Genomic DNA, 269 nt, shown 5'->3' with positions numbered 1-269 from the left:
CCCAGCAGACCAAACATGTTGGTCTTGTAAGCTTCAACTCCTGGTTGGTTGAATGGGTTGATCCCGTTCAGGTAACCGGAGATTCCCATGGCCACTTCAAAGAAGTAAATCAGGTAACCGAGCGTGTATTCATTTTCTTCTGGAATGTGAACCGTCATTACCGGTACCCCACCAGCTGTGTGGGCCGCAACCACGGCTTCATAGGCCTTGGTGTTGGCAAAGTCCATCGTCTTGCCTTCCAAGTACTTCAAACCATCCAGGTTGTCATC

General features: G+C 49.8%; 1 pseudogene. It reads right to left on the bottom strand.

The window, feature by feature from the left end:
- Positions 1 to 269 (bottom strand): annotated as a pseudogene (pgi, locus tag QOS07_RS09380) (glucose-6-phosphate isomerase); the annotation flags it as partial.

Source organism: Limosilactobacillus viscerum (genome assembly GCF_947387525.1).
Taxonomy (GTDB): Bacteria; Bacillota; Bacilli; order Lactobacillales; family Lactobacillaceae; genus Limosilactobacillus; species Limosilactobacillus viscerum.
This window is presented reverse-complemented; position numbering and strand designations above follow the sequence as displayed.